The following is a 7,754-nucleotide window of genomic DNA, read 5'->3' as shown; positions in this document are numbered from 1 at the left end:
TCAGCAAACTAACTTAATTTAGATTGAATATTGTTTGAGGAACTAGACCATCTCAGTTCCTTTATGGCCTCTATGGCCACCTTCGCCTTGAATTCAGGCGAAAATTTTCGACGGGTCTGTTTTTTCATATCGTTTAGTAAAATTAGATTCTTTTTTAACTAAACCTCTGGTCCAAATTTCGGGGAGTATTACACTGCAATGGGGTTAGATGAAGTTGCAGCATTTAGTTCTATCCGTTTTGCTGTTGGAAAATTCAACACAAAAAAAGAAATGGATACTGTGATTGATTCAGTTTAAGATGTTGTTAGGAATCTCCGTTCAATGGCTTTTTAATATTTCTGATTCAGTAGAATAGTTATTTTATAAAAATATATTTTGTGTGGTATTCTAAATTTGATTTATTTAATCCCAATGATGTATCTCTTGGGATAAATAAATCATTATTTTCAAAACTAGTAAAATATTCGTGTAACTTATTTCCGTTTAATTTCTTTGATATAAGCAAACTCATTTCTTGCGAAATTGAAATGGCGCCTCTGTCCAAAGCCCAATGATGGATTTTACATAGAGCAATACCATTATTTACATTGTCATCACCGAAATGTTGTATTGGTTTAATATGGCAAGCATCTATTCCTATTAAAGCATCACCAAGTCTAATAGATTGATAGCAGATTGCACATTTGCGTTCATAGGCATCGAGTACATGTTCAACAAAATTACGACTACGGTCTTTTTTTTGTGCTACTCTAGGATTAAAAATACCAATATCATTTAATAATTCAGCATGATACGCTTCAGGCCAATATTGATTTAATAACAACTGAATGGTACTAATTAAATTTTCAGGTTTTAATAAATAATTATAGAAATCAACGGTAAATAAACCAAGTGAACCCGATAATTCTTTATAACTCGCTGCATCTGGATGAATAAGCTCATTTTTGTTTTTGGAACAAATCCATATACTTGAATTTGAAGCTAGATAAATGAACGGATATTGAGGATTGATTCGGGATGTATTTTTTAAACCATATTTACTTATCAATCTTGCTAATTCTTTTTCAATTTCATCAAAAAGAAATAGATTTTTATGCCCATTATAAACTTTACCGATAGTTAATAATAGTAATAAAGGTTTATGCAATGACACTACCTGACCAATGCGATTTACTTTAATTTTTTGTATTTCTTGTAAAAATTCATCCATAACTAGCAGCAAAAATATATTCTAAATTTCATCAACAATATTGCTACATGTGTCATTATCCAAAATCAATTGCGTTTCGGCTGCTGGCAATTCCTGAACGTGGCGAAGTTTGCGTCCTATGGCACTTGTGCGGACTTCTGATGTGTCAATTACATTGGTTGCTTCATACTATTCTTTATCTAAGTCGTCAAATTTAGCTTTCATTGTTGGATTTCCGTGAGTTAATCTTTTTATAGTTAAGTCTTCTGCTTTTTGATTTGCAAGTCTTAAATTGTTGTCAGAAGATAGTAATGCATCCTTTGTTTTTTGCAGATGTGTCATTGTCTTATCTATTTCGTCTATAGCGGTTTTAAATTTTTTACTTGCTAATTCATAATTTCTGGCAAACCCTTCTTTGAACGTATTTATTTTTTCCTCAAAATTGGTAATATCTATATTTTGATTTCTCATTAGATTAAGTTCTTGCTTGTATTTTAATGAGTTCATTGAGGCATTTCTCAGGAGTGTGATTATAGGTATGAAAAACTGAGGACGAATGACATACATTTTATCATACTTGTATGAAACATCAACAATTCCATTGTTGTAAAACTCGTTTTCAGATTCCAATAATGACACTAATACAGCATATTCGCAATTTTTATCTTTTCTGTCTTTAGCTAGTTTGGCAAAAAAATCTTCATTTTTCTTTTTGGTCGCTGTGCCGTCATTCTCGTTTTTCATTTCAAACATAATTGAAATGATTTCATTACCCTGTCCGTCTGTTTCTCTGTAAATGTAGTCTCCTTTTGTACCACCACTAGCATCATTATCCTTTTCAAAATAGGCATTTTGAAATGCTGTTGGTCTAAGCTTATTGAACTCTATCTCACAATGTTGCTCAAGAGTTTCTCCAAGCATTTTAGTGGATAGTTTTTGCTTCATATCCTTCACACGAGCAATTTCATCATCCTTGTATTTAATAATGGCATCCTTGTTTTGCAATTCAGTAGTGAATTGTTGTTTGAGGGAATTTTCTATGTTTTGTTTTTCGAGTTCTTTTGTTTTTAAGTCGTTTTTTAGCTGCTCTCGCTCTTTTTCAATTTCTTGAACAGCTTCTTTTAGTGCTAATTTCTTCTCGATTTCAGCATTTTGAATTTTAGATTTCATATCTGCAATCTCTGATTCTTTTTGAGCGATTTTCTGAGCCAATTCTGTATCGTTCTTCGCTTTTAATTCAGTTAGTTGCCTATCTTTTTCTGCCAATTTTTCTTGTAAAGCGTTTTTAATAATCGCTTCCGCTAATTTTATTGCGTTCTCTTTCTCCTTTTCAGCTAGTGCTAGTCTTGAAGTTATTTCTTCTTCAAATTGGTGGTCACGAACTTGCTTTAAAATATCGGCATATCCTGCTTCATCTACCTTGAATGCTTTTTTACAATGAGGGCAAATTATTGCGTTCATAATTCTTGACTTTTATTATAAAAAATATCTTTTGGCAATGCTCAACACCTTTACGATTTAATATTTGCCAACCTTATATAGTCAGGTTTTTCTTCGTTCTTTCTTATATCATCTAAATTTTTGAAACCTAATCTGATTAAAATGATATTTTGGATTCTTGATTTTCCAATACCTGATGCCGTGAAGAAATTGTCCGAAAAATCTATATCATTAAATTTATTTACTATTTCAGAAAAATAAGCCACTGAGATATTTTTATCAATGTTAAATCGTCTTGTTAAAATTTCTTTCAAAACACTAAATAAAGCTTGTATTCCAATTGTTTTTCTTATAAATGAATTTGGCTTATCAATTTTGTCAAATATTTCATTTTTAAGAGCTACAAAAAAATTATAAACAATTTTATAGATTATTAAATCGTTGTTTTCAAGATAAAAGTCTCTTAATGGACTAGAATCCTCTATTAAAAAAATCCTTTTCCTGCTTTTCTCCTCTAACTTTCTTAGGCTGTCAGCATCTCTTTTCGGATTAGTTGTTATTAGTCTTAAGAAGCCATCAACAACTGTGGCAGTTGATATAATCCAATCCAATTCTTTTTGATTGATTGTCAACAAAAACTGATCATTTTGTGGAGCAACTTTAATGTGATTGAAAAATGGTGAATCCGATTCAATATTAAGTTTCTTTGTTAGGTAAACACTTAATAGTTCGGGAGACCAACTGTGTGATGGTGTTAATTCGGTTAGATAGCCAAATTGCTCCAATGCTAGGCTTTTATTTACTGGCTTCTGATTATAATTAATAGTGGCAAATAGGTAGGCTTGATATGCTGTTTGTAAATCAAAATAAACAGCAACTAATAATTCTGTTTCATTTAAACGGTTTTCACTCGCAAGTCTAAATCCATTAACCCTGTGTTGGCCATCAATTATAGCTGCCAATTTGTTGTTTGTTGGAATTTTTATTTTAAAAAGGTCATCTTCAATTTTATTTAATTGCCATCTAATTTCCTCATTTTCTTCTATATACCCTTCTTGGTTATAATTGGCCGAAATTATTATTGAATTTGGAAAAGCAGTGTCTTGACCGTTTATATATTCTGTAATTTCTTTTACTCTTTTTTTTTCATCTAGAAATCTCTGACTTCCTTTTAGATTTTTGTCTTCATCATATCTTAGAGCATCACTAAAGGAAACTTCCAAAAGTTCTTTTGCTGTCATTTTAAAAATGAAAAAAACACCAAAAGGTTGAAAAACTTTTATTGCAAAATATTCCTTAGGGTAATTCATTAGGATTTTATATTAGTTGGTATTTCTCCTGACAATCGTATTTCGTTAGGATTGCCCCCTGTTATTTTTTCTTTTGAGGGAGGCAAATTATTGTTGTTTAATACATATAAAGTCCTTGAATTTGAAACCCACCACATAAACCAAACAAAAATCAGCATTAGTAAGCTTATAGTTAATTTGAGATACGGTATATTAATGTAATATGCAGTTAAGGACAAAATTATGCCGAAAATTATTGATGCTACTCCAATCATTGTAATTGCATTTTTCAATTCAGAATATTTCACTTCATCATCTTTAAAACTGATAAAAATAAATTCAATAGCTGATGAGCTTAACAATACGATACTGTAACCAATAATTGACAATGAAACCTGGTTTACATCAATTTTTTTTGAAAAGTCGAGCGTATCAAATAAGCCAACAAAACTTGACGTTAAACCAACCAAAAAAATTATAGTTATAAAATAAAGAACGAAAGCAACTGATTTTTGTGGATAATTAAATCTATGTTTCAAAAATTGAATAATAAGCTTTAATTCTGATACTTCTATTTTTTCAACCTTTTCCATATTTAACTCGCATAAAATTGTTTCAATTCAAACAACTCGCCTTTTGTAAATTCCTTAATGTTGGAAATGGCTTGACCTTTTTGAATTTTTTCAAGGCTTCTAGCTGCTTTTATTCCATCTTTGTCGCTAAGACCAAGGAATTTATTAATAGCTTTTGTGTTTGTTTTATCTTTAATGTCCAACAAAAATGACATTTCGCACATACTTGAAAAGTCAAAATTGGATTGATTAAACTCGTCAATTCCTTGTGAAAGCATTATTACAGAAACGCCTTTTGAACGAATTTCACGGAGGATTTTTTCGAGTATATCTTGATATTTTTTCTCTTTGAAGATTACGTGTGCTTCATCAATCAACAATATGTATCGCATACCTCTATAACCGTTTTCGGTTGGTGTGCTATCCATATTCATAAACGTGTTGTAGATGTAATTGATAATCAAAAACAATGAAGTGAAACGCACAGAATTTGATAAATCGCCTGATAAAGACAGATATATGTTTTGATTTAAAAAAGTCGCTCCCTTTTTTGGGTCTTTGAAAATGTTGTAACGACTTAATTCGTCAATAATTTCAGTCAATGTATCTCTTTTGTCTCCGACAATTTCTAAAAGGTTTTCATAGATTTCGGGGAAACTTGGATATTCTCCAGGCTTTTTGCTCAAAAAGGCTTCTAAAGTTGCTTCTCGCAATGTTCCTCTTTGTTTGATACCAATATTCGAATATTTGCAAATGATGTCCACAAATTTGTCCACTCCCATTTGCTTGTTCACTTCATTAATGCTATCAATAAACGAAAGTGGATTTATTGGAAATGGCGTATTTGGGGCATCAATGAATGATGCTTTCGTTTTATCAAAGAATGGTTGAAAGTATTTTAAATCATCATCTTTTAAGCCTTTAAAATCAAGATAAATAAAACTCACATGATGATTGGATTCATTACTTATTTGATTAAGCAATTCTAAAGCAAATTGCGTTTTTCCTGTTCCTGAACTACCGGCAACGGCAATATGACAGTTGTTGTAAACATTGGTGTCATTGAAGCCAAGTAAAATATCTTCATTCGTTGAGGTATTTTTACCGACATTGATTTTAATTGGTTCTTTAAAGAATGTTTTTTCAATGTTTTGGCTGTTGTTTTTTACAGCATCTAAACTTACTGTAACCGTATCAAGCATTGAAATTCCTTTGTCTAAATGCTCAATCAAGAAATCAAAAAACGTATAATTGTTATTGTTGTTAAACAAGTTATCCATCAACTCAATTCCGTGGTCGATATGTAGCTTTACATATTTAGGGATGTTTTCGTGCATTTTATAGATGCCGTAATGCTGTGAAATTAAAGCAACAAAAAAATCTCGGTATTTGGCATCAAAAATAGTATGCTCTTTGTATTCTTTGCCCTTAGAATCGTACAAATTGAACTCTGAATTACTGAACTTTCTACCATTCTGTAATGAGTAACCCAAAGCAATTCTTGCAATTACGTTTTCTTTAGTCCCAGCAGGAAGTTTGTTTGTTAGTTTTCTAACAATTTCTTGATTGGCTTCTGAAGTTCTTATATTAATCTGCATAAAGCTCGTTGTAAGTTTTTATTAATTGGTCTGGAACAGATTCAACAAATTTTGAAGCATCCAAACTAAAATTATGAATCAAATATGCCTTACTTATTTTTGGTTTCAATAAGTTGAATTCGCTTTCAGTCAATTCTTTATGAATCAAAGGGAAAAGCACCACTTGTTTTGAAACATTGGGATAAAATTCTTTTATCACGTTTTCAGCGTGGTCACGGTCGAATTTCTGCATTGGTGAATCAATGAATACTGGGAATTCAATATCCGATTCATCAACCAATGCTTTTAAAAGGGCAGAAGCATACATTTGTCGTTCACCCATTGAAAGCGAACCTTTATCAATCTTTTCATTTCGTGAATCGAATAAATTAATGTCTACATCATCACCTGATTGGTTGATGTCAACCACAACTTTTTTTATGAAGCCTTTTTTGTGCATCAAAATGTTCAATTCTTTCAAGATATTGGATTCAAGTGATTTTTTCTTTTCCTCTTTAAATGATTTAATAAAACCTTTTAAACGGTCAATTACTTCTTGTGCTTTTTCTTCTTTTGTACTGTACTTTCTAGAATCATCAATTTTCTTTCTTAATTCTTCTTGACGTTGTTTTAATGTTTTAATTTCATTCTTTAATCCTCCAACTTTTTCTTTGTAATCGTAAATGTCTTTTTCTATAGACATTACACGTAAGTCCAAACGCTCTTTTTCGCTTCTCAAATTAGATATATATTCATCTTCTGCATCTTTTTCTGCATCTCTAATTTTTCTTCGGATTGAATCTAATTGATTTTTTGAGCGAGAATATTCATCATTCAAATGTGCAAAAGCCACCTTAAAAGTATGCTTTAAGTTATTTACTAAACCATTTAATTCATTGGCTTCGGCATCTGAAAAATCGTGTAATGCTTCAAAATTAGAAGGCAATTCTGGAGCATCCGCAAAAAAGTGTTTTCTTACTAAGTTTTTAATTTGGTTCTCGTAAAAATTTCTAATTTCCGTAGGAATTGCAGTAGGAAACAATTTTTTCTCTTGCTCAATGTCATCAAGTATTTTGTTGGTTTTTTCTCCAACATCTTCTTGAATAAACTTGTTTGTTCTGTAATTTTTCTCGTTAGTTAATTGAGTTGAAACTTCCATCAATGTTTCACCCGCTAAACCAAAGGGAATCAAATCGAAAAGTTCTTTCAAGTCATGTTGAAGTAACGAAAGTTTATTATTTAAGCTGCTTTCTTCTTCTTTTAGTTTATTTAATTGTTCAAGAGTCATTTGATTTCCTTCTTGAATCAATTTTCGTTGAATATCATTAGAGGCGTTAACCTTTTCTAATTTTTCATCATTGATTTTTTGAATTGATTTTTCAATTTCTTCAATTTCAATTTGAGTTTTGTCAATGTCTGCAATAATTTGGCTTAATTCAGACTTTTCTTGTGGTTTTGCAGATTTCTTTCTGTACTCATCTTGAATTGATTCAAGTTGATCTTTCAAGTCTTCATACTTTTTAATTCCCAAAACCTCTGTGTAAGCTTTACTTAAAAGGCGCCTTTGTTCTGGAGAATTAATTTCTGCAAGTGAAACTATTTTTTCAGCATCAAAAAAGAAAAACTTAGCAATTTCGATTGGAAGAATAAAATCACGAATGAAAATTTCTTCGCCATCTTGTTTGCC

At 30.9% G+C, this 7,754-nt stretch carries 6 protein-coding genes; all 6 read right to left on the bottom strand.

Annotated features, from left to right (window positions below):
• Nucleotides 1-355: 355 nt before the first annotated feature.
• The gene (locus tag ACOYLP_RS09585) at nucleotides 356-1,210 is read right to left on the bottom strand and encodes a phosphorothioated DNA-binding restriction endonuclease (protein ID WP_422855950.1); all 855 of its coding nucleotides are present in this window, start codon (nucleotides 1,208-1,210) and stop codon (nucleotides 356-358) included.
• Between the two features lie 168 nt (nucleotides 1,211-1,378).
• Complete coding sequence (locus tag ACOYLP_RS09580; RefSeq protein ID WP_422855949.1) at nucleotides 1,379-2,650, bottom strand: DUF2130 domain-containing protein; 1,272 nt, start codon at nucleotides 2,648-2,650, stop codon at nucleotides 1,379-1,381.
• Between the two features lie 50 nt (nucleotides 2,651-2,700).
• Nucleotides 2,701-3,939 carry a DGQHR domain-containing protein gene (locus ACOYLP_RS09575; RefSeq protein ID WP_422855948.1) on the bottom strand — a complete coding sequence of 413 codons (1,239 nt, stop codon included), beginning with the start codon at nucleotides 3,937-3,939 and terminating at the stop codon, nucleotides 2,701-2,703.
• On the bottom strand, nucleotides 3,939-4,511 hold the full coding sequence (locus ACOYLP_RS09570; RefSeq protein ID WP_422855947.1) for a hypothetical protein: 573 nt from the start codon (nucleotides 4,509-4,511) through the stop codon (nucleotides 3,939-3,941). The genes ACOYLP_RS09575 and ACOYLP_RS09570 overlap by 1 nt, the downstream gene beginning before the upstream one ends.
• A gap of 2 nt (nucleotides 4,512-4,513) precedes the next feature.
• Nucleotides 4,514-6,088 (bottom strand): DndE family protein, encoded by a 1,575-nt coding sequence (locus tag ACOYLP_RS09565; RefSeq protein ID WP_422855946.1) that lies wholly within the window; start codon nucleotides 6,086-6,088, stop codon nucleotides 4,514-4,516.
• Nucleotides 6,078-7,754 (bottom strand): DNA sulfur modification protein DndD (locus ACOYLP_RS09560; protein WP_422855945.1); only part of this gene is annotated, 1,677 nt, incomplete at its 5' end. The genes ACOYLP_RS09560 and ACOYLP_RS09565, both read right to left, overlap by 11 nt.

The organism is Flavobacterium sp. (assembly GCF_049318325.1).
Taxonomy (GTDB): domain Bacteria; phylum Bacteroidota; class Bacteroidia; order Flavobacteriales; family Flavobacteriaceae; genus Flavobacterium.
Note: the sequence above shows the minus strand (reverse complement) of the source record. Positions and strands in the feature narration are given on the sequence as shown.

What these genes read in the sequence shown, in the direction of transcription:
- ACOYLP_RS09580 (WP_422855949.1), bottom strand. Translation starts at nt 2,650, where the DNA reads ATGAACGCAATAATTTGCCCTCATTGTAAAAAAGCATTCAAGGTAGAT.
- ACOYLP_RS09585 (WP_422855950.1), bottom strand. Translation starts at nt 1,210, where the DNA reads ATGGATGAATTTTTACAAGAAATACAAAAAATTAAAGTAAATCGCATT.
- ACOYLP_RS09575 (WP_422855948.1), bottom strand. Translation starts at nt 3,939, where the DNA reads ATGAATTACCCTAAGGAATATTTTGCAATAAAAGTTTTTCAACCTTTT.
- ACOYLP_RS09565 (WP_422855946.1), bottom strand. Translation starts at nt 6,088, where the DNA reads ATGCAGATTAATATAAGAACTTCAGAAGCCAATCAAGAAATTGTTAGA.
- ACOYLP_RS09570 (WP_422855947.1), bottom strand. Translation starts at nt 4,511, where the DNA reads ATGGAAAAGGTTGAAAAAATAGAAGTATCAGAATTAAAGCTTATTATT.